The organism is Methylomonas sp. HYX-M1 (assembly GCF_040741385.1).
Lineage (GTDB): Bacteria > Pseudomonadota > Gammaproteobacteria > Methylococcales > Methylomonadaceae > Methylomonas > Methylomonas rhizoryzae.
The window spans coordinates 4,395,476-4,418,012 of the sequence record NZ_CP160405.1 but is presented as its reverse complement, the minus strand read 5'-3'; the positions used below and the strand labels follow the sequence as shown (position 1 = coordinate 4,418,012).

General features: G+C 52.5%; 18 protein-coding genes. 7 read left to right on the top strand and 11 right to left on the bottom strand.

Annotated elements, in window-relative coordinates:
• Window positions 1–298: 298 nt before the first annotated feature.
• Complete coding sequence (locus tag AB0A83_RS19830) at window positions 299–2,506, bottom strand: PKD domain-containing protein (protein WP_367155016.1); 2,208 nt, start codon at window positions 2,504–2,506, stop codon at window positions 299–301.
• Between the two features lie 352 nt (window positions 2,507–2,858).
• Between AB0A83_RS19830 and trpE the strand changes: the two genes are divergently transcribed.
• Complete coding sequence (gene trpE, locus AB0A83_RS19825; protein WP_150051485.1) at window positions 2,859–4,340, top strand: anthranilate synthase component I; 1,482 nt, start codon at window positions 2,859–2,861, stop codon at window positions 4,338–4,340.
• Window positions 4,337–4,927: an aminodeoxychorismate/anthranilate synthase component II gene (locus tag AB0A83_RS19820; RefSeq protein WP_150051483.1), complete on the top strand. Its 591-nt coding sequence runs from the start codon at window positions 4,337–4,339 to the stop codon at window positions 4,925–4,927. The genes trpE and AB0A83_RS19820 overlap by 4 nt, the downstream gene beginning before the upstream one ends.
• A 6-nt stretch (window positions 4,928–4,933) precedes the next feature.
• Here the strand turns inward: AB0A83_RS19820 and mltB are convergent, their stop codons facing one another.
• From mltB to AB0A83_RS19790, 6 genes are all read right to left on the bottom strand, one after another.
• Window positions 4,934–5,914 carry a lytic murein transglycosylase B gene (gene mltB, locus AB0A83_RS19815; protein ID WP_150051481.1) on the bottom strand — a complete coding sequence of 327 codons (981 nt, stop codon included), beginning with the start codon at window positions 5,912–5,914 and terminating at the stop codon, window positions 4,934–4,936.
• A 4-nt stretch (window positions 5,915–5,918) separates the two neighbouring features.
• A complete protein-coding gene (gene rodA / locus AB0A83_RS19810; RefSeq protein WP_150051479.1) occupies window positions 5,919–7,049 on the bottom strand; it encodes a rod shape-determining protein RodA in 1,131 nt (376 codons plus the stop codon).
• The gene (mrdA, locus tag AB0A83_RS19805; protein ID WP_150051477.1) at window positions 7,039–8,895 is read right to left on the bottom strand and encodes a penicillin-binding protein 2; all 1,857 of its coding nucleotides are present in this window, start codon (window positions 8,893–8,895) and stop codon (window positions 7,039–7,041) included. Before mrdA ends, rodA begins: the two co-directional genes overlap by 11 nt.
• Before the next feature lie 2 nt (window positions 8,896–8,897).
• Window positions 8,898–9,386: a rod shape-determining protein MreD gene (gene mreD, locus AB0A83_RS19800; RefSeq protein WP_150051475.1), complete on the bottom strand. Its 489-nt coding sequence runs from the start codon at window positions 9,384–9,386 to the stop codon at window positions 8,898–8,900.
• A gap of 3 nt (window positions 9,387–9,389) precedes the next feature.
• Entirely contained in the window at window positions 9,390–10,226 is an 837-nt protein-coding gene (gene mreC / locus AB0A83_RS19795) for a rod shape-determining protein MreC (RefSeq protein ID WP_232056716.1), read from the bottom strand.
• A gap of 237 nt (window positions 10,227–10,463) precedes the next feature.
• On the bottom strand, window positions 10,464–11,507 hold the full coding sequence (locus tag AB0A83_RS19790) for a rod shape-determining protein (RefSeq protein WP_150051471.1): 1,044 nt from the start codon (window positions 11,505–11,507) through the stop codon (window positions 10,464–10,466).
• A 105-nt stretch (window positions 11,508–11,612) separates the two neighbouring features.
• Between AB0A83_RS19790 and gatC the strand changes: the two genes are divergently transcribed.
• Genes gatC through gatB form a run of 4 tightly spaced genes read left to right on the top strand, consistent with a single transcriptional unit; the run spans window position 11,613 to window position 15,432 of the window.
• A complete protein-coding gene (gene gatC / locus AB0A83_RS19785) occupies window positions 11,613–11,900 on the top strand; it encodes an Asp-tRNA(Asn)/Glu-tRNA(Gln) amidotransferase subunit GatC (RefSeq protein ID WP_150051469.1) in 288 nt (95 codons plus the stop codon).
• Window positions 11,901–11,908: 8 nt separating this feature from the next.
• Complete coding sequence (gene gatA / locus AB0A83_RS19780) at window positions 11,909–13,360, top strand: Asp-tRNA(Asn)/Glu-tRNA(Gln) amidotransferase subunit GatA (protein ID WP_367155015.1); 1,452 nt, start codon at window positions 11,909–11,911, stop codon at window positions 13,358–13,360.
• A 13-nt stretch (window positions 13,361–13,373) separates the two neighbouring features.
• Complete coding sequence (locus AB0A83_RS19775; RefSeq protein WP_150051465.1) at window positions 13,374–13,976, top strand: Uma2 family endonuclease; 603 nt, start codon at window positions 13,374–13,376, stop codon at window positions 13,974–13,976.
• 19 nt (window positions 13,977–13,995) lie between these two features.
• Window positions 13,996–15,432 (top strand): Asp-tRNA(Asn)/Glu-tRNA(Gln) amidotransferase subunit GatB, encoded by a 1,437-nt coding sequence (gene gatB, locus AB0A83_RS19770; protein ID WP_150051463.1) that lies wholly within the window; start codon window positions 13,996–13,998, stop codon window positions 15,430–15,432.
• 146 nt (window positions 15,433–15,578) lie between these two features.
• Here the strand turns inward: gatB and pyrF are convergent, their stop codons facing one another.
• Window positions 15,579–16,304 carry an orotidine-5'-phosphate decarboxylase gene (gene pyrF / locus AB0A83_RS19765; RefSeq protein WP_150051461.1) on the bottom strand — a complete coding sequence of 242 codons (726 nt, stop codon included), beginning with the start codon at window positions 16,302–16,304 and terminating at the stop codon, window positions 15,579–15,581.
• Window positions 16,305–16,702: 398 nt separating this feature from the next.
• On the opposite strand from pyrF, the gene AB0A83_RS19760 reads away from it, so the two are divergent.
• On the top strand, window positions 16,703–18,118 hold the full coding sequence (locus AB0A83_RS19760) for an undecaprenyl-phosphate glucose phosphotransferase (protein WP_150051459.1): 1,416 nt from the start codon (window positions 16,703–16,705) through the stop codon (window positions 18,116–18,118).
• Between the two features lie 21 nt (window positions 18,119–18,139).
• Here AB0A83_RS19760 and AB0A83_RS19755 read toward each other — a convergent pair whose 3' ends face one another.
• The 3 genes from AB0A83_RS19755 to rho all read right to left on the bottom strand — a co-directional run bounded on the left by AB0A83_RS19755 (window position 18,140) and on the right by rho (window position 22,377).
• Complete coding sequence (locus tag AB0A83_RS19755; RefSeq protein ID WP_150051457.1) at window positions 18,140–19,252, bottom strand: glycoside hydrolase family 5 protein; 1,113 nt, start codon at window positions 19,250–19,252, stop codon at window positions 18,140–18,142.
• Between the two features lie 13 nt (window positions 19,253–19,265).
• Window positions 19,266–20,960 carry an ABC transporter ATP-binding protein/permease gene (locus AB0A83_RS19750; protein WP_150051455.1) on the bottom strand — a complete coding sequence of 565 codons (1,695 nt, stop codon included), beginning with the start codon at window positions 20,958–20,960 and terminating at the stop codon, window positions 19,266–19,268.
• A gap of 160 nt (window positions 20,961–21,120) precedes the next feature.
• Window positions 21,121–22,377 (bottom strand): transcription termination factor Rho, encoded by a 1,257-nt coding sequence (gene rho, locus AB0A83_RS19745; protein ID WP_150051453.1) that lies wholly within the window; start codon window positions 22,375–22,377, stop codon window positions 21,121–21,123.
• Between the last annotated feature and the right edge of the window lie 160 nt (window positions 22,378–22,537).

Genomic DNA, 22,537 nt, shown 5'->3' with positions numbered 1-22,537 from the left:
CCACATCCAATCAAAATTCGGGCCAGATTTTTCAGGTGACGTAGGCCAAAGCCTATTGGCGTCAGCACTAGAGATTCGTTGAGATTTCAGCGCCGCGCATTAAATAATTGGGCAGTGAAGGCGGTAATGGGCTCAATTAGCTTTGTAGGTCTATGTAACGATTGCCGCGTTTTGAGCGCTTTACAACAATGGGATGGTTTGCGGAATCTATATCGGGCGGAAGGATTTTAAAAGACCTGATACGCTATCGGGCAAGCTTGATAGCTTGCCCGATAGTCATTGAGTTTGCAGAAAGAGATTACCAAGTCAAGGTAACAATATTTTGTGTGTTTGCCGTTGCGTCGTACACGTAGTCACTGACGACTACTTTGTTGACCGTGTAGGCTCCTGAGCCGGTTGCGCCGGAGGATACGGGCTTTGAAATTTGGGTTACGACGCCGTATTGGTTGGTTTTTCCGATTGAGGAACCTTGGAATGTGCCGGACCAAGCGCCTGTGACTATAGCGTTAGGTACAGGTTGACCTTGGCTGTCTACCAGTTTGAGTACTACCTTGGCTCTTGTTGTTGTGCTTTTGATCAATTGCATTGACATTGATGCCACGCGAGCTGTGTTGACTTCGGGAGCGGTTACTTCAATACCTATCGTTTGTGTGTTAGTTAGCATGTGCTCGTTAGTCACAGTCAATACAGCAGTGTAATTACCGACCGTGGTGTAGGTATGGGTTGGATTGGAACTGTCGGAAGATTGTCCATCGCCAAAATCCCAGTGGTAGGCCACGATAGCGCCGTTACCTATGGAATCGTTAGCAGAGAACTCCACAGTCAATGACGCCGGACCTGATTGAGTGGAGCTGGTAACCACGGCAACCGGCGGTTCTGCTACTGCGGCGGCTTCAAACGAACCGGTAATTTGATATTGACCTAAGCTACCGTAGGTCGGATATCCATAATCGGAACCATTGGCCGGACGGTCGGCGTCTTTTACCGCGAGATAATATAGGCCTGCCGATACGTTAGTTGTTAACGTGGCTGACAGATTGTCCACCGGGGCATGGCTGGCGATAACAGTGCCGTCTGCACTGTACAAGGTCAATTGAGTATCCAGGTTCGGGCCTTTAGCTGCGGGAGCAACTGTAAAGCTAACGTCTCCGCCGGCGGTATTGAATGAATACATGTCTACGTCGGCAGCGGTTTCGATGATCCCGAAATTTAGTACTTGTGCTGCGGAGTTATCGGTCGTATTCGTTAATGAAGTCGCGGTATCGAATGTGTTGCCGGTATCGTCGGTTCTCGTTACTAAGCCTTTGGCCGCCATTACGGAAAAGTCGTTTTGACGGTTGTTTGCGCCGGGATAAGTACCGCTGTTCCATTGCGTGACGTTTTTATAGTAGCCAACGCCCATGATAGGTGCCCAGCCTGTCGTGCCGCTGCCGTGACCGGAATAATAGCTGGCTGACGAGGTACCGTCGTGGAGTAAACCAAACGTATGGCCGGCTTCGTGGGAAATGGCTTCGGCAATGTATTTTTCGTTGTTTGCCAACGATTGTTGAAACACCCAGGCTGGTTGATAGGCGGTATTGTTTATCATCGCGACCATGCCGATATACGCAATGCCGCCGCAGGTGCAGCTGATGGTGCCTTTTTTGGTAACCACGATTTGCGTGCCGTAGGTGGTGTCGGAAGTGCTGCTACGTATTAATGCTGTTGTTGAAGGTTGTTCGGTGGTTACGTCTATGTCGAACGGTATGTAATCTTCTGCCACGCGATTCCAGATGCTGATGATGTTATTGCGCTCGTTATCGTCGAAGGTGGTCGGGTCGCCGTTTAAATCATAGGCCGGCGCAACGATGGTTGAACTTGACCAGGCTGTTCCTGTGGCGGTGTAGCCGACAAAGTTGATATATAGCGTTTTTGAAGCACCGGGTTTGCTATGCAGTTTAAAGGCGTTTTCGCGTTGAGCTGTGGTGGCTATCGGTACCGCCGTTGCCGTTTCGGTTCCGGCAGTAGAGCCGCCGGCCATCTGTGGCTCGGAATGATCGTGGTTGTCGTGGTCCGCGCCGGTATCGACGACAAACAATTGATTGTTGCTGTCGACTTTCAAGGTGTCGTCCTGCAGCAGTTTTTGCGTTAAGGCTTCGGCGGTTAAACCGTAATTGGCTGCGACTTTCGGTAAGTCAACGCCTATATGGTTAATTGCATCTTGGCCTTCGAAATGGGTCGGTAGATTTACCGATTTTTGGGTTGCCGCGCTTGATTTATAAACTGCGGATTTTGCCAATTGCAAAGGATCTTTGCCATCGCCGTTAGCACCGGTATCGATAATTTGTTTGATGCTGCCGGCTTGATCCACTTGGATCATATAGTTGCGGCCTTGCATGACTGCAGCGACTAATTCGCGATTTTGTTCCAGATTAATTCCGGTTAAGTCAGCAGGGGTGGCGGCGAATGCGCCGGCGGAAACAGCCATTTCTAGGGAAATGGCTAAAGCCAAAGTAGCGGTTTTCATATCGGTCACCTTTTGGGGATAACCTTCAACAAGCACACCAACCGATCCAACTTGTTGAAGGGAAAACTGAGTTATAAGTTATTTTGGGTTTTGGTTTAATTTCTAAACACGGTGCTTTTTATAGCGATTTGGCTAACCAACATCTTTGAATTACCTCTAATTCTCCGTGCCGGCGGCGGCGAAAATCGGGGATTAGGCTGATAAATGCAAACTGGTGTGCAAAATCTGTGGCCTGTCGGCTCCGAAGTTTTGCCGTCAGGGTGGATCGGACAGTAAGTTTCAGCACATGATCCGGTTTGAATGTGCGATACAATGCCGGGTTTTAGTTTTCTTCCGATTTCAGAGAATTAGCATGACGCCTTCGCAATTTTCCGAATTTGCCCGCCAGGGATATAACCGAATTCCGGTTTGCCGAGAAATATTGGCAGACTTGGATACGCCGCTAAGCGCATATTTGAAATTAGCTGACGGTGCTTATTCTTATTTGCTCGAGTCTGTACATGGAGGCGAGCAATGGGGGCGGTATTCGATTATTGGTTTACCGTGTTCAACCCGCATAAAAGTTTACGGCTACACGGTAATAGTGGAAGAGGGCAAGACGGTTGAACGGATCGAACATGCTCAACCGCTGGAATGGCTGGCGGAGTTTCGTAAGCAATACCGTGTGCCGGACGTTCCCGGTTTGCCGCGTTTCAACGGCGGTTTGGTTGGTTATTTCGGCTACGAGACCATTGGCTATATAGAGCCGCGGTTGCAGAATTTGCATAAACCGGATCCCATTGGCGCGCCGGACATTTTGCTAATGGTTTCGCAGGATTTGTTGGTTTTCGACAATTTGTCAGGCAAGATGCTGCTGATTACCCATGCGGATCCTGCTGTGCACGATGCGTATGAGCAAGCGAACCAACGTTTGGCAATTCTGATCGACAAATTGCATCAGCTTAAGGCGCATCCCAGTCAGCATCCTGTCACCAAGCAGGTGCAGGAAACCGACTTTGTATCCGGTTTTACTCAGCGGGGCTTTGAAGACGCGGTCATGAAAGCCAAGCAGTACATCACCGACGGCGACTGCATGCAAGTGGTGCTATCGCAACGGATGTCGATTCCGTTCGATGCCGCCCCTTTGGATTTGTACAGGGCGTTGCGATGTTTGAATCCGTCGCCTTATATGTATTACTTGAATTTGGGCGAATTACATATCGTCGGCTCCTCGCCGGAGATTTTGGTCCGTTTGGAAGACGGCGATGTGACGGTCAGGCCGATTGCCGGAACTCGGCCGCGCGGAACCACGCACGAACAAGATCTTGCCTTGGAGCAGGAGTTATTGGCCGATCCTAAAGAGATTGCCGAGCATTTGATGTTGATCGATCTGGGGCGTAACGATACCGGGAGAGTCGCAAAAATCGGCAGCGTTAAATTGACGGATAAGATGATCATAGAGCGTTACTCTCATGTCATGCACATCGTATCGAACGTGACCGGCGAGCTGCAAGACGGCAAAAATGCGTTCGACGTGTTGGCGGCCACTTTTCCGGCCGGTACGGTCAGCGGCGCGCCTAAGATTCGAGCGATGGAAATCATCAACGAGTTAGAGCCCGTGAAGCGAGGCATTTATTCGGGGGCTGTCGGCTATATTTCCTGGTCGGGCAATCTGGATACTGCGATTGCGATTCGTACGGCGGTAATTAAAGACAAGACCTTACATATACAAGCCGGCGCCGGCATCGTGTACGATTCGGTGCCGCGTAGCGAATGGGAGGAAACGATGAATAAAGGCCGTGCCGTGTTTCGTGCGGTCAGCATGGCCGAAGCCGGGCTGGGAGGGATAGCATGAGCGCGCTAAGACTGGTAATGGTCGACAATTACGACTCGTTCACTTACAACCTGGTTCAGTACTTCGGCGAGTTGGGCGCCGATGTAATCGTGGTTCGTAACGACGAAGTTTCGGTCGAAGAAATCGAAGCCCTAAAGCCGGATAAAATCGTGATTTCCCCCGGCCCTTGCACCCCGAAGGAAGCCGGTATTTCGGTCGATACCATACACCGATATGCGGGGCGTTTCCCCATCTTGGGAGTTTGCTTGGGGCATCAGAGCATCGGTTATGCGTTCGGCGGGCAAATCATTCATGCCAAAGCCATTATGCATGGGAAAACTTCCGCGGTTTACCATAAGGATATTGGTGTGTTTAAAGGCTTGAGCAATCCTTTTACCGCAACTCGTTATCATTCATTGGTGATTGATCAGGCTACCTTGCCGGAATGTTTGGAGATTACCGCCTGGACTCAAGACGATGACGGTAATATCGATGAAATCATGGGGGTACGGCATAAGACCTTAGAGGTGGAAGGCGTGCAGTTTCACCCGGAGTCCATCTTGACCGAGCACGGCCATGACATGCTTAGAAATTTTTTGGTTGGCTGAATGGGGTCAATGGCCAATTCGTTGGCGGATTTCCTGACTTAGCTGGTAAACCGCCAATGCATACAAGGGGCTGTGGTTATAACGGGTAATAACATAAAAGTTATGTAAGCCCAGCCACAGTTCTTCCCCGTCCGGCAGTTGGTAACTGAGTAGCTTTCCTGCAAGGTTGTCGGCCAGGCCGCTGGGTAGATTGACTTTCAGTTGCCGTAATTGGTTGATAGAGGTATCCGGCTTGACGCCTTTGGAAAGGGCTTGCTTGTATATTTCGCCATTGGCGCTGACCGGAAAGGCGATTTGTTCGCCCGGTTGCCACTTGTTGGCGGCAAAATAATTGGCTACGCTGGCGATGGCGTCGGCCGGATTTTGCCAGATGTCGCGTTTGGCGTCTTGATCGAAATCTTTGGCATAAGTTCTATAGCTGCTGGGCATAAACTGGCCCAAACCCATGGCGCCCGCGTAAGAGCCCAGAGGTTGCAAGGGATTGAGGTTTTCCTCCCGGCTCAACAGCAAGAAGTTTTCCAATTCCTTTAAGAAAAAGTCGCTTCGCGGGGGGTAGGCGAAACCAAGCGTGGCAAGTGCATCGATTACGCGGTATTTGCCGGTGTTTTTGCCGTAATGAGTTTCGACGCCGATGATGGCAACAATGATTTCCGCCGGCACCCCGTACTGTTGCTCTACCGCCTGCAGAGTGGTTTCGTTGTCCTGCCAAAATTTTACTCCCCCCTCAATGCGTGCCGGCGTCATAAAAATTTGCCGGTATTGATACCAGGGTTTTGCTTCCGCCGGTTTAGTCATAGCGGCCAAAATTTGCTCTTGAATCTCGACCGACTGGAACAAGTTTTTCAGCGCGTCGGCGTTGAAATGATGTTCGGACACCATTTGAGCGATAAATTTATTGAAGGCATCGCTTTCCGGAATGGCGGCATGGGCGGTGGAGAGGCTGTAAAGGCTGGCGATTGCGGCACGTAATGCGGTCTTGAATTTCATAGCATCAAACGGGTAACAATTTGCGGTGAGTGTGAATGGACATCAGTATGCCGAAGCCGGCCATTAGCGTCACCATGGAAGTTCCGCCATAGCTTACCAGAGGTAGCGGTACGCCTACTACAGGCAATATACCGATTACCATGCCGATGTTGACGAATACGTAAACGAAAAAAGTAAAGGCCAGACTGCCGGCCAACAAGCGGCTATAGGTATCTTGGGCTTGCACGGCAATGTAAAAGCAGCGGCTGATCACGAGTAGATATAAAAGCAATAAACCGACGCAGCCGAATAAGCCGAACTCCTCGGCAAATACCGCGAAGATAAAGTCGGTGGAACTTTCCGGCAGAAAATCCAATTTGGCTTGAGTACTGCCTAGCCAGCCTTTGCCGTTGATGCCGCCGGAGCCGATTGCGATTTTGGACTGGATGATATGGTAACCGGTACCCATGGGATCGGCTTCCGGGTTGATAAACGTCAAAACCCGGTTGCGCTGATATTCGCGCAGGAAATGCCAGAGCAGCGGAGTGAGCGCGGCTAACAGCGCCAGTGCCCCTATCATCAACCACCAAGATAATCCGGCGAAAAACAATACGGCCGCACCCGAGCTGGCGACCAGCATGGCCGTACCCAAATCGGGTTGTTTGGCTATCAATACGACGGGCACCATCAGTAAGATTGCGGCAGCTAAAATGTGTTTGGGTTTGGGCGGCAATTGGTGTTCCGATAAATACCAAGCGATCATCATCGGTGCGGAGATCTTGGCGAATTCGGACGGTTGAAAGCGGAAAAAGCCTAAATTCAACCAGCGCTGGGCGCCCATACTGATTTGTCCCATCACCGCCACGGCAATCAGCAACAAAATACATACTGAAAACAAAGCTAGCGAGAACGATTGAAAGCGGCGCGGATTGACGTGCGCCAACACGACCATAATGGACATGGCGAGACCGGTTCGGCTGGCGTGACGGTACAGCACTGCCGTATCTTGGCCGCCGGCGCTGTAGAGGATCACAAAGCTAAGACCGCATATCATCAATAACGCTAAGAACAGCGGGATGTCGACGTGCAGCTTTCTAAGCAGGTTGCCTAGAATGGAGGGCGCTTGAAAGTATTCGGTACGCATTTCAAGTTTCATCGGGCGGACCTTTTTTGGGATTAAGGTAGGCGTCGATAATTTTACCGGCAATCGGTGCGGCTACCGAACCGCCGTGACCGCCATGCTCGGCTACCACCGCTACCGCGATTTTCGGATCGTGGACCGGGGCGAAAGCGATGAAAAGCGCATGGTCGCGCATTTTGAAGTCGATAGCGTCCTCGTTGTATTTTTCTTCCTGCTTGACGGTAAAAACCTGCGCCGTGCCGGTTTTGCCGGCGATCTGATAATCGATGGCTTTCGCCAAACGGCCTGCCGTGCCGCGTGAGCCATGTACGACGTTGGTCATGGCATAAATGATGTTGTCCACATGTTTTGTGCTGAGGGGGATGCGGGTTTCCGGCAATAGTTCGGGCGGAGTGGCCAAATCCGGCGTGATGATTTCATGAACCAAATGCGGCGTAACCACTTTACCGTAGCTGGCTAATGTAGCGGTGGCGCGTGCCAATTGTAGGGGCGTGACTTGCATATAACCTTGGCCGATACCGGTAATCAAGGTTTCACCGGGGTACCATGCGCGGTTTCGGTGGCTACGCTTCCATTCTTTGGACGGCATCAGGCCGCTGACTTCGCCCACCAAATCGATACCGCTTTTTTCGCCGAAACCGAACTTTTGCATAAACGCCGACAGCCGGTCTATGCCGAGTGCCAGGGCGAGATCGTAAAAATAAACGTCGCACGATTGGGTAATGGCTTCGTTCATATCCACCATGCCGTGCCCCCATTTTTTCCAATCGCGATATTTATGGTCGACGTTAGGCAAGCGGTAGTAGCCGGGACAAAACAAACGGTGGCCGAAGTCCGTCACGCCGTATTCCAAGCCGGCCAAGGCGATGAACGGTTTGACGGTGGAGCCGGGAGGATAGAGTCCGCGTAGCGCCCGGTTGTATAAAGGTTGGTCGGGGGAGTCTCGCAAAGTTTTGTAGTCTTTGCTGGAGATGCCGGTTACGAACGGATTGGGATCGAAGCCCGGGCGGCTGGCAAATGCCAATACGCCTCCGGTTTTGATGTCGATGGCTACGGCAGCGCCGTTATATTCGGCCAATGCGTCGTATGCGATCTTTTGCAGATCGATGTCCAAGGTCAGGTAAATATTCGAACCGGCTATGGGCTCGACTGTGGCTACGGTGTTGACCGCCCGAGCTTGGGCGTTGGTTTCGATTTCTTCGTAACCCGCGGTGCCCAGCAGTTGCGATTCGTAAGATTTTTCTATGCCGATTTTTCCGATGATGTCGGTGCCGCGATATTCGGCGGTAGGTATGGATTTAAGCTCCTGTTCATTGATGCGGCCGACATAGCCGACGACGTGCGAGGCCAAATCGCCGTACGGATAGTAGCGTACCAAGCGGGCATACACGTCTACGCCGGGAAAATACGGGCGTACCACCGCGAATTTGGCGACTTCTTCGTCGGACAGGTTTTGTAGCAACGGTGTCGCGGTAAAAGACTTGTTGCGTTTGCGTTGCTTTTGGAATTGTTCGATTTTGTCGCTGGGGATGTTCAACAGTTGCTGCAATTTTTGCAACGTTTCGTCCATGTCTTTAATTTGTTCCGGTATTAGCTCCAAGCTATAGGTGGGAACATTTTCCGCCAGCATGCGGCCGTGTCGGTCGTAAATGATCCCTCGCGTCGGCGGTAACGGCGAAATCTTAATCCGATTGTCTTTGGACAGCGTCGCATAATGCTCGTGTCCGACAATTTGTAAATAAACCAAACGCACGATCAAGCCGGCGACCATCACCAGGATCAACAGAAAGGCTGCGACGATGCGGCTCAGAAACATTCTGTTCTCAGCCAAAGGATCTTTGAAGGCGAGTCTATTATCCATCGTCAACTGATACGCGCCATTTGCCGCAGGGCGCGCAGCAGTAAATACACAGCCGGCCAAATTAAGGCCCCGGTACAGACCGGATACCAGAACGAAACCGGTAGCCGGTTGGCGGCTTGCATGCTTTCCATGCCGAACAACAAACTTTGCCCGACAAACAGGCAGGCGCCGACAAACAGGCTTTGTTGCGGTAACGGAAACTGGCGTAGGCGCCGGTATTGCTTGATGCTGAAATAACTAATCAGGGAATAGATTAAGCCGTATTGGCCTAACCAATGGCCGGTCAATACATCGGTCAACAGGCCGACGGTAAAAGCGGTAAACACGCCGAAGCGTTCCGGTAAGGCGATGCACCAATAAATTAGGGTGAGTGCAATCCAGTCGGGATTGAGCATGTCCAGCAAAGGATGCAGTGAAGCGACTCTAAACATCATGGCGACTGCGATGGATGCGGCGAAATAAAACGGTGCGGACAGCTTGTCGGCCTGCATGTTCTAAGGCCTTTCGTCCGGAGAGGGGCCGTTCGCTGGGGCGGGTTTGGGGAGTTGATCCAATTCCACCGGTGTGGTGTCGCTCCAGACGATCAGGAATTCGCGGCTGGTTTCCAGGCGGGCTTTAGGCGTGGCGTAAATGTTGGCGAATGATTTATCCGGGCGAGCTTCGAATTTATCCACTACCGCAACCGGATAACCGGCAGGAAATACCCCGCCGAGGCCGGATGTGACCAACAAATCACCGGGTACGATATCGGCGTTTTTGGCTAAGAACGGTAAATGCAGGCGGTTGGATTGGCCGGTGCCGAACGCTATGGTACGTAAACCGTTGCGGTTGACTTCCACCGGGATGGCATGGTCGGGATCGGTGATTAACATGACTTCGGAACTGGAAGGCAGGGCGCGTACCACTTGGCCGACGATGCCGTTGCCGTCCAACACCGGTTGTTCCGAATGTACGCCGAAGCGAGAGCCTTTGTTGACGACTACCGTATGTTCGTAAGGTGCTAATTTTACTGACAATAGTTCGGCGATTAGCACTTGTTCGCCGAGTTGAAACGAGTTTTCCAACAGCATGCGCAGGCGAATGTTTTCTTTTTCCAGCGCTTCCAACTTCAGCAGCTTACCATCGTTGATCAATTGCGATTCTTTTAAGCGCCGATTCTCCTTTTGCAGTTCCGCGTAGGAAATCACGGTACTTGAGACACTCAGGTAAGCGTCTACCGGCAGGCTGGCCAAATTCTGTAAAGGGTAGGTCACGAAGGACAGCAATGAGCGAACCGGATTCAGCCGTTGGGTACGGTAATCCGTTACCAGTAACGAAATAGCGGCCAGCATCGCTACTAACAAACGGGTGTTTAACGAAGGGCCTTGGGCAAATAGCAGTTTGATGGCAAATCCTCAAGCAGCGAGAAAAGTTGGCCGGTAGGTATGGGTATTATAAGTTGGCGGGAAAACTGACAACAGCCTTAGGCCGAAAAACGCGCGGGCTTATTTTGCAAGAATCGGATAAACAATGAAGCCCGTTGGTGCTTGGGGCAGGGAAACCCGCTTAGATGCAGATGCTTGGCCGATTTATTCCAAGGAAAACGCCGAAGCGCCTTTTTTGTCGAGCATTTCCAAGACCATGCCGCCGCCGCGCGCCACGCAAGTTAGCGGGTCTTCGGCGATATAGACCGGTAAGCCGGTTTCTTCGGCGACTAAGCGATCGATGTCTTTAAGCAGTGCGCCGCCGCCGGTCAGCACGATGCCGCGGCTGGCGACGTCTGCGCCCAGTTCCGGCGGAGTCTGCTCCAGCGCAACTTTAACCGCGCTGACGATGCCGGATAAGGGTTCTTGCAAGGCTTCCAGAATTTCGTTGCTGTTCAAGGAAAAACTGCGCGGTATGCCCTCGGCCAAGTTGCGGCCGGTGACTTGCATTTCCCTGACTTCGCTGCCGGGATAGGCGGTACCGATTTCATGCTTTATCTTTTCCGCGGTGGCCTCACCGATCAGGGTGCCGTAATTGCGGCGCACGTAGGAGATGATGGCGTCGTCGAAGCGGTCTCCGCCTATCCGTACCGAGGCGGAATAGACGATGCCGTTTAAGGAAATCACCGCCACTTCCGAGGTGCCGCCGCCTATGTCCAGTACCATGGAGCCGTGTGCGGTATCCACCGGCAAGCCGGCGCCGACTGCCGCCGACATGGGTTCTTCGATCAAATAGACTTCGCGGGCGCCGGCCATGGCTGCCGATTCGCGAATCGCCCGTCGTTCGACTTGCGTCGAGCCGCAAGGCACGCAAATCAGAATGCGCGGGCTAGGTCTGAGCAGTTTGTTTTCGTGAACTTTTTTGATGAAATGGCGCAGCATGCGCTCGGTCACGGCGAAGTCGGCAATCACGCCGTCTTTCAGGGGGCGGATAGCGGTAATGTTTCCAGGCGTGCGGCCCAGCATGCTTTTGGCGTCGGCGCCGACGGCAGCGATGGTTTTTTGTCCGCGAATTTTGTCTTCCTTAATGGCGACCACGGACGGCTCGTTCAAGACGATACCTTGGCCGGGTACATAGATTAGGGTGTTTGCGGTACCCAAATCGATGGACAAGTCGTTGGAAAACAAGCCGCGAATTCGTTTGAACATGATCTCACCAGAGCGCACAGAAAATCCCGCTACTTTATCAATCAAGCGGGCGGTAGGGCAAGATATAAAGTATCATAAGCGGTTGAATAAACACGGAGCTGGGAAATGTCGTTGACGGCAAATGACGTAAATAAAATCGCTTATTTGGCCCGCTTGGGTATTGATAGCCAAGATATTGAATCTTATGCCAAAGATTTGTCAGGCATATTGGATTTGGTGGCCAAAATGGAGCAGGCGGATACCGTGGGCGTGGTGCCTATGTCTCATCCTTTGGACCAAACCCAGCGTTTGCGTGCCGACCAGGTCACGGAGGCCGACCGGCGGCAATGTTTCCAGGCCATTGCGCCGCAGACCGAAGCCGGTCTTTATCTGGTTCCTAAAGTCATCGAATAGTTTTCATCATGCATAAACTTTCATTGAGCGCGTTGGCTGCCGGGCTGCGCGATAAGCAATTTTCCAGCGTCGAATTAACGCATGTCTTTCTAAGCCGGATCAAACAACATCAGGCGCTAAACGCCTTTATCAGCGTGACCGAAAGCGCGGCGGTGGAGCAGGCTAAGGCTGCCGACCTGCGTCTGGCCAACGGCGAAGCAGGTCTTTTGACTGGCATTCCGCTGGCGCACAAAGACATTTTTTGCACGCAGGGTGTTAAAACCAGTTGCGGTTCGAAAATGCTGGACAACTTCGTCTCACCCTATGATGCCAGCGTAGTCGAGCGGTTTAAGCAGGCCGGTACCGTCATGCTGGGCAAGCTCAATATGGACGAATTCGCGATGGGGTCGTCCAACGAAACCAGCTTTTACGGCCCGGCGCGGAATCCCTGGGATAGCGAACGGGTACCAGGCGGATCGTCCGGCGGGTCGGCGGTGGCCGTGGCAGCGCGCTTGACTCCGGCTGCGACCGGTACCGATACCGGCGGGTCCATTCGCCAGCCGGCTGCATTGTGCGGCGTTACCGGTTTGAAACCGACCTACGGGCGGGTGTCGCGTTACGGCATGATCGCCTATGCTTCCAGCCTGGATCAAGGCGGACCGATGGCGGGGAGTGCGGAAGACGCGGCCTTGCTGATGCAAGTCATGGCCGGTTTCGATCCTAAAGACTCGACCAGCGTTGACCAAGCAGTGCCTGACTATGGCGCGACGCTGAACGATAGCCTGCAAGGCTTGAGAATAGGCCTGCCGAAACAATTCTTCAGCGCGGCGTTGGACAACCGGATGGCCACTGCCGTTCATGCGGCGATTGGGGAGTATCAAAAGCTGGGTGCAGAGGTCATAGAGGTCGATATGCCGAATCTGGAGCTGGCAATTCCTGCTTATTACGTTATCGCATCGGCCGAATGTTCGTCCAACCTGTCGCGCTACGACGGCGTGCGCTTCGGTTATCGCTGCCAAAATCCGGCCGATTTGACCGACCTGTATACTCGTTCGCGCGGCGAAGCCTTCGGCCAGGAAGTCAAGCGGCGGATTCTGATGGGTACCTATGCGCTGTCTGCCGGGTATTACGATGCCTACTATCTGAAGGCCCAACAGGTGCGCCGCCTAATCAGTAATGATTTCAAGCGGGCGTTTAGCGAAGTCGACGTATTAATGGGGCCGGTCACGCCCGGTACGGCGTTTAAGATCGGCGAAAAAACCAGCGATCCGATACAAATGTATTTAGAGGATATTTATACGATAGCGATCAACCTGGCCGGCCTACCCGCCCTCTCGATTCCGGCCGGCTTCATAGCCGGCTTGCCGGTTGGTTTGCAGGTGATCGGCAATTATTTCAGCGAAGCCAAATTGCTGAACATCGGCCACCGCTACCAACAAGCGACCGATTGGCATTTGCAAAGTCCCAAAGGCTTCGAATAACACGGGAGGCACCATGGCGCCAATCACGCAATTATCGCAACTGGATCCCGACGGCACCTACAGCTACGCCGATTATTTGACCTGGCAGCTCGAGGAATCGGTCGAACTGATCAAGGGCAAGATCATGGCGATGTCGCCGGCACCCAATGTCAAGCATCAAAGGATCGCGCTTAAGTTACTGCGACCAATCGATAACTACTTCTTGCGTAAAAGTTGTGAAATCTTTATCGCCCCGTTCGACGTCAAGCTTTACGACCGTCGCAAATCGCTACTGACTAACCGCGAAGCTTTCAGCGTTGTGCAGCCCGATCTTTGTGTGATCTGCGACCAGGATAAACTGACTGAGCAAGGTTGCGACGGCGCCCCGGACTGGATTATCGAGATTCTTTCCCCAGGCAACAGTCGCAGGGAAGTGCGCCTGAAATATGACTTATACGAAGAAAGCGGTGTGATCGAATATTGGCTGGTCTTTCCGTACGAGCAAATTGTGCAACAGTTCGTGCTTGACGATAGCGGCAAATATCAACTGCGCGCCTTGTATCCCGGTAACGAAACCGCCGCCCCACATTTATTCCCCGATCTGCAAATCGACCTGAACGACGTTTTTGCCGAATAAGTTTTAAAAGGAAAGCACCATGAGCTCACAATGGGAAGCCGTCATCGGCCTGGAAATCCATACCCAACTGTCTACTAAATCCAAAATCTTCTCCGGCGCCGCCACCGCTTACGGCGCCGAGCCCAACACCCAGGCCTGCGCGGTTGACTTGGGCTTGCCCGGCGTATTACCGGTGTTGAACGAAGACGCGGTGCGCAAAGCGGTGACCTTCGGCTTGGCCATCGACGCCGACATCGCTCCACACTCAATCTTCGCCCGCAAAAACTACTTTTATCCGGACTTGCCGAAAGGCTATCAGATCAGCCAGTTCGAACTGCCGATCGTCGGCAACGGCCATCTGGATATAGAGGTCGACGGCGAGAGCAAACGCATCGGCATCACCCGCGCCCATTTGGAAGAAGACGCCGGCAAATCCTTGCACGAAGACTTCCACGGCCTGACCGGCATCGACCTGAACCGCGCCGGCACGCCGCTGCTGGAAATCGTCTCCGAGCCCGACATGCGCTCGGCCAAGGAAGCCGTGGCCTACATGCGTAAATTGCACGAACTGGTGCGTTACCTGGAAATCTGCGACGGCAACATGCAGGAAGGCTCGTTCCGCTGCGACGCCAACGTCTCGGTCCGCCCCAAAGGCCGGAAAGAATTCGGTACCCGCACCGAGATCAAGAACATCAACTCGTTCCGCTTCGTCGAAAAAGCCATCAATTACGAAATCGAGCGCCATATCGACGTGCTGGAAGGCGGCGGCAAAATCGTGCAGGAAACCCGGCTCTATGACGCCAACAAGGACGAAACCCGCTCGATGCGCAGCAAGGAAGAAGCCAACGACTACCGGTATTTCCCCGACCCGGACTTATTGCCGGTCGTGATCGAAGAAAGCTTGAAAGACGAAATTCGCGCCACCTTGCCGGAACTGCCCGATGCCAAGAAACAACGCTTCATTGCGCAATACGGCATGGACGGTGAAAGCGCCGCCACCTTAACCTCGTCGCGCGAACTGGCCGACTTTTACGAAAAAGTCGTTGCCGAATCCGCCGAAGCCAAATTGGCGACTAACTGGCTGACCGGCGACGTGCTGGGCGCGTTGAACAAGGCCGGCTTGGAAATCGGCGATTGCCCGGTCAGCGCCGAACGCTTGGCCGGCTTGCTGAAGCGCGTCGCCGACAACACCATCTCCGGCAAGACCGCGAAACAGGTATTCGACAAACTGTGGAACGGCAGCGAATCGGCCGACGAAATCATCGAAAAAGAAGGCTTGAAGCAAATCACCGATACCGGCGCCATCGAAGCGATTGTCGACAAAGTCATCGCCGCCAATCCGGTGCCGGTCGAACAATACTTGTCCGGCAAAGAAAAAGCGCTGATGGCTCTGGTCGGCCAAATCATGAAGGAAACCCAGGGCAAGGCCAATCCGGCGGAAGTCAATAAAATGCTGGTTGCCAAACTGAAAGGCTGAGGTATTTTTGCTGTCGGCGCTAGTCGTGGTGTCTCGTGAAAAGAGGCCGTGACCGCACCGGCCGGGCCAGCCGGTCCGGTTTCGAACGATAGAGTCCATGCCTACACGGCTCTACCCGGTCGCTTAGTTTTTAAGTTGCAGATGGGCTAAACAAATTGGGCGGCGATTTGCGCTTGTATGGTTTCCGCCATGGCTTTTCGATCGGAGGCGTCACGGATGGGGCGGCCGACTACCAGATAGTCGGCCCCGTTTCGAATGGCTAATTCCACGCTGACCGCGCGTTTTTGATCGTCATCCTCGCGGTTATCTACCGGTCTAATGCCGGGGGTGATCACCAACAACTTGTCTCCCAACTGTTCGCGTATCATGGGGACTTCCAAGCCGGATGAAACGATGCCGTCGCAGCCGAGTTGCAGAGCGCGTTTGGCTCGGGATAAAACGAGTTGCGTCACGTCGCATTGAAAGCCGAGATCGGTTAAGTCGCCCCTATCCAGGCTTGTCAGGGCGGTTACTGCAAGCACCTTGAGATCGCCTTTGGCTTGCGCCGCGGCTTCCATGATGGAATCGTTGCCGTGTATGGTCGCCAGGTCGACGCCTTTATTGCTGAGTGCCTTGATGGCGCGGCCGACCGTGGCGGGAATATCGAAAAACTTAAGATCGACGAAGACTTTTTTCTCTCTGGCTTTCAGCCATTCTATGAAGCCGAAATAATCTCCGGACATGAATAATTCCATGCCCACCTTGTAAAACACCACGCTATCGCCCAGTTCTTCTACCAAGGATTGGGCCTCCGGGATGCCGGGCAAATCAAGGGCCATGATCAGGCGTTCGCGGCTCGGAATGGGTTTTTGAGAGATATATGACGGATTCATTTAGGTTTTTAGTAGGTGATGGATGAAACGGGAATGGCAACGGATATGTGCAGTAACCAATAAACACGACATGCGGGTAGGCATTGATCGGTTGAATCTCAATCGATTGCCAATACTATTTTACTGCGTCGACAGATCAAACGAATAGTTAAGGTTTTTAGGGCAAGGTCATTTGAGATTGGTAATTAAAAATGTCTATATGTTGTTTTTTGCAACTGAATTGTTTCCTAATTGTGCCTTAATGAAACCTACGCATTTCTTTACTATAGTTGCTCAGGCGTCATTCAACCGGCTTGAATTACGCACGACTTTATCGAATCTAACTGGCTAATGCTTGTGTGGTTTACTGTACTATTCGATAGTTTATATAAACTGGCAAAACCCGGGTTTTACCGACCATGAACCAAATTCGCTCCAAGGGATTGATTCGACCTCTCAACTCCGAAATTCAAGGTTTCATCCGAGCAATCGATGGCGGATTGATTTTTGCGATGCTTTATCTGTCGCTGGCGGTTTATGAAGAGCCGTTGCGTGCCGAGTACTTGATGCTGTGTATGGCCAGTATTGTCGTTTTCGGGATTTTTGCCGAGAACCAAGAGGTTTACCACGGTTGGCGCGGGGCGCCGATGTTCGACGAGGCGGTCAGAATATTCTTGAGTTGGCTGGCAACTTTCGGGTTGATCGGTGCCGGGATTTATTTCTTCGAATTGCCGTTCGAGTTTTCCCGCTTGGCGTTGGATTTGTGGTTGCCATTGGTACCATTGGCTTTGATCGGCGTACATACCAGCCGGCGGGCTTTTCTGTCGTTTGTGCGCCAGCATGGGATGAACACCCGTACCTACGCTATTTTAGGCGCCAATACCTTGGGCGTGCGATTACAAACGGCACTGACCGAAATGCCATGGTTGGGCTACCGTTTTGTCGGATTTTTCGACGATAGGGTGGACGGCAAAGAAGGGCGTTTGGAAAACAACGCGATTCCGATAGCGGGGAATTTTTCTGCGTTGCTGGCGCAGTCGCGTAACGGCGATATCGACCATATCTATATCACCCTGCCGCTCAGGGCGGAAAAACGGATAGGCGATTTAATTCAAGAGCTTGCCGATACGACGGTATCGGTGAACATCGTGCCGGACTTTTTTACCTTCAATTTGATTCAATCCAAATGGAGTAACGTCAAAGGGATACCGGTGGTTAGCGTGTTCGACACGCCTTTCGGCGATTTCAACGGCTTTTTGAAACGGGCTGAAGACTTGTTTTTATGCGCGATTATATTGCCCGTCATCATTGTGCCGATGTTGGTTATCGCATTGGCCGTCAAACTCAGCTCGCCGGGGCCGGTGATTTTTCGGCAAAAACGTTACGGGATGAAGGGCGAGCCGATCGAGGTGTGGAAATTCCGCTCTATGACGGTCTGCGAAAACGGCGATAGCGTTAAACAAGCGACGAAAAACGATGTTCGGGTTACCAAATTAGGGGCGTTTTTACGCCGCACTTCGCTGGACGAATTACCGCAATTTTTTAACGTGCTATTCGGTACCATGTCCGTGGTCGGCCCCAGGCCGCATGCGATTGCGCATAACGAGTATTACCGCAAGCAAATTCAAGGCTATATGCTGCGGCATAAAATCAAGCCGGGCATTACCGGCCATGCGCAGATTAACGGTTTTCGCGGCGAAACCGACACCATTGAAAAAATGGAGGGCCGGGTGCATCACGATCTGGAATATATGCGTAAATGGTCGTTATGGCTGGATTTTAAGATCGTGGTGATGACGGTATTAAAAGGCTTTATCGGCAAGCAAGCTTATTAGTTTGTACCGCTTGGAGGCGTGTCAGCCGAAGCGTTGCGGTAGCCAGCCTTCGGCAACGCAATCGCGAAAGCTCCAGTGCCGCATCGTTTCGGTTTTGTAGCTCCAGAAAAACCAGCCTAAATATTTCTCGAAACAAGCCAATTGCGCAGCGGCATAGCCGCGGTAGCTTATGTCCAATTGAAACGCGTCCATTTGGGTTTGGCGATGGTCGAAGGCGCCGGCCGCCCAGGTTTCCAGCATTTTTAAGTCCAGGCCTAAACTCCATTCGCCGACATAGGTGGGTAGGCCGGAGTGACGGATGATATCCTCTGCTTCGTCCTTCCAGTCGGTGACCGTTTTGTGTAGATGGCCGAAAATGTCCAACCGGGCGTCTTCAGCTATAAAGCATTGGTAACGGTGGATGTCGAAGATGACATTCGGAAATTCCGGGCCGGACATAAAGCCTTGATAATCCCGAAAACTGCGAAAACCGTCGTGGAAGACCACGCTGACCCGCTCTGCCGGGCAGTGCTTGCGAATCAGTCGGTATGCGTCCAAGGTATAGCGCTTGAGTAAGGTAGTATCGATGTCCCAGCGCGGCTCGTTCAGAACTTCTATGCCGTGTAGTGCCGGGCTGCATCCGTATCGTTGAGCCAGCCGTTCCAAGGTCAGCAGCGAATAGTCGATATATTCCTGCCGAGTATGCCATTCGCAGACGTCTTGGATGCCGCCGTTATCGAAACCGTTTTGGCAGCCGGGAGCTGCGTGTAAGTCCAGCACTACCCGTAAATCAAACTGTTGTGCCCAGACGAAGGCTTGGTCCAGGAATTCGCAGCCGCCGGCCACGTATGGATAACGGACTTTACCGTAACTGGGGTGATAAGGGTAATCGTCGGCAAACAGCCAATGACCGACCGGGATGCGCACCGCGTTGATGCCGATCTCGGCCAGCCAAGCAAAATCGGCTAGGCCGATAAAATTCTTCCAGTGGCTTTTTAACTTCGGCTCGGCTTGTTTGCCGAGTTCCACACACCAGTCGGTTTCGTCGCGCGCAGTCATGCCGGCGAATAAGCTGGGCGTCATCCATTTTTCCAACACCAACCAGCCGCCCAGATTGACGCCGCGTAATTTGCTAGGAGTTGAAGTCGAGGGCATGAGTCGGTCCGGGCTACGGCAGCAAGATGCGGCGTTGGTGCATGGCTTGGATTGTGGGTTGTTTGGTGATGGTCAGCAGGGTGGATTGAGGCAGCTTGTTATTGATGATGCGTATCATATCGACTTCGCCCTCGGGGTTTAGCGAATCGAATGCTTCTTGCATCATGATCCATTTGGGGCGCTGCAATAACAGTCTGGCCATGCCGAGGCGCTGTTGCTGCTCTCTTTCCAGGGTTTTTTCCCAGTCGCCGAAGTCGTCCAGCTGGGGGATCAAGTCGGCCACTCCGGCGATCTTTAAGGCGTCTTCCAATTCCTCCTGGCTGAAGTCCCGGGCTTGGGACGGGTAGCATATCGCGGAACGCAAGGTTGCGGTCGGTAAAAAGGGGCGCGGCGGCATGAAAAATAAGGGTTCGTCGTCCGGTAGTTCGATACAGCCGGTGCCCCAAGGCCACAAGCCGGCAATTGCCTTGAATAATTTGTTGCCGGTAAAGGTGTTACCCAGGATTAGCACTCTTTCGCCGGGATTTATTTCTTCGTTCAGCAAGGGTATGCATACCAAGCCGTCCAGTCGGCACAGGCTCAAGTTGTTGAAACGTAGAACCGATCGCTGTTTTTTTTCTATGCGGATCCGGTGCGGATCCGGTTTGGCAATTTCTCGCTCCAGTTGACTGAGTGCGCCGACCAGGCCCAATACTCGTTCTACCGATGCGCGCCATTCGGCAACCCTGCCCATGTTATCCACCGGCCAGGAAAGTGCCGAGACCATATGCTGGAAGGATTGGGCGGATTGCATCAGGGCGCCCAGGGTGATGCTGCCCAGAATGTAGCGGGGCGCGGAGACCAGGATAGGAAAAGCCATGGACAGCACCGAGTAGCCGGAACTGAACAACATGATTTGCTGCCAGGCTTTGGTCTGCAAATTCCAGGCGTTGACGATGTCGCCGAAGCGGCGATGGAAGTGCGGGTTTTCATGACGCTCGCCGTGGATGAGGGCGATTGCTTGCGAATTCTCGCGGGCTTTGACTAAGGCGAAGCGAAAGTTGGCTTCCACGGTTTGTCTGTCGTCGGTGGCTTTGGTCAACGGTCTGCCTATCCACCAGCCCAACACCGAGGCGCTGGCGGCATACATCATGGCAATCCAGACCAAATGTCCTTGCATCGGTATCTCGATAATCCCTAAGTCTAATATCAGGGTGCCGGATAAATCCCAAAGGATTTCGGTGAAGCTAATCAACAGCATTAGACTGAAGACTAAACTATGAACCAAGTCCAGTGCATATTCGGTGGCGATGCGTACGTCTTCGGCTATACGTCCGTCGGGATTATCGTGTTTGCCCGGAATGTGTGTCACCAAGTAGTGACGGCCGTCGTTCATCCATTGTTCTATCAGTTTGTCCGTCAACCAGCCGCGCCAACCTAGCTGAAGCCGGCGCTTTACCGTCAAATGCGTGGCGGTAACCGCCATGTTGGCGATGAAAATCAGAATGATCAAACCGATTTGAGTGAACAACCTGGACATCGAGCGCTGGTCGAGGGCGTCAAACAAGTCGGCACTCCAGATGGTGATCACCACCGAGATCACGATTTGCAAAACCGTTAGTACGAAGAGCGCCAGGGAATACAGCCTGATCGATATTTTGTCTTCCGAGTTCCAATACGGTCCGGCAAGGCGAACAAATTGGACGAAAAATCTGCTGGTGGTTTGCAATGCCGAACTCCTATATAGCTTGAGCGGGCAATATACAAATTCAATGAATGAATAACAACTTCATTGTTCGGCCATGTTCGAACAGCGAAGCGACGCGCAGATGCGTCGCAGGGGTATAGCCTCTAGGTTGTCGTTTATCGGAAAGGTTGCTGCCTTCTATCTAGCGTTTCATCGAATCGAAAAATTCGGCGGTGGTTTTGAAATCTCTGAGTTTGCCCAATAAAAATTCCGCAGCGGCCAATTCGTCCATGGGTTGCAGAATTTTGCGTAGTATCCAGGTCTTTTGTAGTTCGTCGGGGTCTACCAGATACTCTTCGCGGCGGGTGCCGGAGCGGTTGATGTTAATGGCGGGATAGATGCGTTTTTCGGCGATTTTGCGCTCCAGATGCAGTTCCATGTTACCGGTGCCTTTGAATTCCTCGAAGATCACCTCGTCCATGCGTGAACCGGTATCGATCAATGCCGTGGCGATAATGGTCAAACTGCCGCCTTCTTCGATGTTACGCGCTGCACCGAAAAAGCGTTTCGGCTTTTCCAAGGCGTTGGCATCAACCCCCCCGGACAGCAATTTGCCGGACGACGGCACGACCATGTTGTAAGCACGGGCTAAGCGGGTGATGGAGTCTAACAGAATAACCACGTCGAACTTGTGTTCTACCAGGCGGCGGGCTTTTTCGATTACCATGTCGGCGACTTGTACGTGTCGGGTCGCCGGTTCGTCGAAGGTGCTGGAAACCACTTCGCCGCGCACGCAGCGCTCCATTTCGGTAACCTCTTCGGGGCGTTCGTCGATCAGCAACACGATCAGATAGCATTCCGGGTTTTTTTCGGCGATGGCATGCGCGATGCTTTGCATGATCATGGTTTTGCCGGCTTTGGGCGGGGATACAATCAAGCCGCGTTGGCCTTTGCCGATAGGCGCGACCAAGTCTATCATCCTGGCGGTTAAGTCTTCGCTGGTGCCGTTGCCTTGTTCTAAGCGGAAACGTTTATTGGCGAATAATGGGGTGAGGTTGGAAAAAGAAATTTTATTTTTAGCTTGTTCCGGCGATTCGAAGTTGATGCTTTCGACTTTCAGCATGGCGAAATAACGTTCGCCTTCTTTGGGGGGTCTTATTTTGCCGCTGACGGTGTCGCCTGTGCGTAGTCCGAAGCGGCGGATTTGGCTAGGGCTGACGTAAATGTCGTCCGGACCGGCTAAATAAGAGCAGCCCGGAGTCCGTAAAAAACCGAAGCCGTCTTGCAAGATCTCCAATACCCCGTCGCCAAATATGTCTTCGCCGCTTTTCGCTTGCTTCTTTAAAATGGAGAATATCAACTCTTGCTTTCGTGCCCTGTCTATGTTCTCGAGTCCTAGAGACTCCGCGATAGAAATGATTTCACTGACTTGTTTAAGCTTTAACTCGGTAAGATTCATAGCAGATTGTTTGGCGTGAAGAAAAGCAAACGGCATGAAACCGTTTACGACAAGAGGTACAGGTTGGGGTTAATTCGGAAGCTGGAGTATGTATGCAGCAAGCGCTGCAGATTTTAGCTCAATAACCGGACTTATCAAAACGTTTTGTGATAAGTCCGGC